1 protein-coding gene is annotated in these 1,147 nt (G+C 75.9%); it reads left to right on the top strand.

The genetic code is table 11. From position 1 onward, the window contains the following. Positions 1 to 169: 169 nt before the first annotated feature. Positions 170 to 871 (top strand): hypothetical protein, encoded by a 702-nt coding sequence (locus ABZ641_RS38745; RefSeq protein ID WP_344627402.1) that lies wholly within the window; start codon positions 170 to 172, stop codon positions 869 to 871. Positions 872 to 1,147: the final 276 nt, after the last annotated feature.

The following is a 1,147-nucleotide window of genomic DNA, read 5'->3' as shown; positions in this document are numbered from 1 at the left end:
TTTACAAGCACAAGAGGGAATACGAGATAAGTTTTGTGGTGAGTGGTGTTCTGAGGTGTGCTCTACCGATCCCCCCCCGGGGCGGCGTGACGGCCCGTACGGGCCCGCGGCCGGGGCGGTGGGGCGCCCCGCGGGGCGCGGGCTCCGGCCGGTTTGCCACCATGCGGGCATGACCCTCATCGTCTCCGTGGCGGGCGCCGGTTGCGGCTGTGCGCCGCGCCGCGCCTGGTCCGCCTCGCCCGCGCCCGCGTGGGCGGCGGCCGCCGGAACCGCCCTCGCCCGCTGGCCCGATCCCGACTGCGCCGAGTCGCCGTACGAGGGGCGGGGCGTCGCGCAGACCGACCGGATGCCGGTGGCCGGCGAGGAGCGGATGCTCGGGCTGGACGGTCCGCTGCTCGTCGAGGGGCCGTTCTGGTGCCTGTTCGCCCCGGCCGCGACGGCGCTGAACGGGGTGCCCGACGACCCGGACGGGCTGCCGGAGCACGCCCTGGTCCGCTGCACCCCGCTGGCGGTGGCCGACGCCCGCCCGGGCGGGGCCTGGGTGCGCGTCGCGGTCGAGGAGGTGGTGCGGCTGACGGAGGTGCGGGAGCGCTGGGCGCCGTCCTCGGCCGGTTCGGTCGCCGGCCTGTTCCCTCCGGAGGGCGCCTCCGTCGACCGCTGCAGCGTCCGCCGCGGTCCGCTGCGGTACGTGGAGTGGTCCGCCCAGGGCGATCTGGGCCGCCGGGCGGTGCTGTGGGAGGGCGACGGCCGGTCGGTGCTGCTGATGTACGCCGAGTGGTCCTTCGACGAGGACGACGTCGTGTTCGGCCACCGGCCGCTGACCGCGGCGGAGGCCGCCGACGTGCGGGCCTGCTGGCCCGCGGAGGGCTGAGCGGACACCCGCCGCGCGATCCCCGTTCCGACACGAACGGATGGCCGCCGCGGGCGCCCGGCGGACCCGAACCTTCCGTTCCGGTCCGCGCCGGACCCTCGGTTCGTGCCGTGATCGTCCCGGCGGGGCCCGGCAGCGGACCCGCCGGGCCCCGCATGCGTGCATTTTCGGCCGACTTCGCCGCCCCGCCGCACAGAAATGCCACCGGGAATTTCCCAGGGAATTTCCACGGAATTCGTCCGATCCGCGCCGCCGCGGACACGTCAGGGCCGCTGC

This window comes from Kitasatospora sp. NPDC007106, assembly GCF_040634455.1.
Lineage (GTDB): Bacteria > Actinomycetota > Actinomycetes > Streptomycetales > Streptomycetaceae > Kitasatospora > Kitasatospora arboriphila.
Note: the sequence above shows the minus strand (reverse complement) of the source record. Positions and strands in the feature narration are given on the sequence as shown.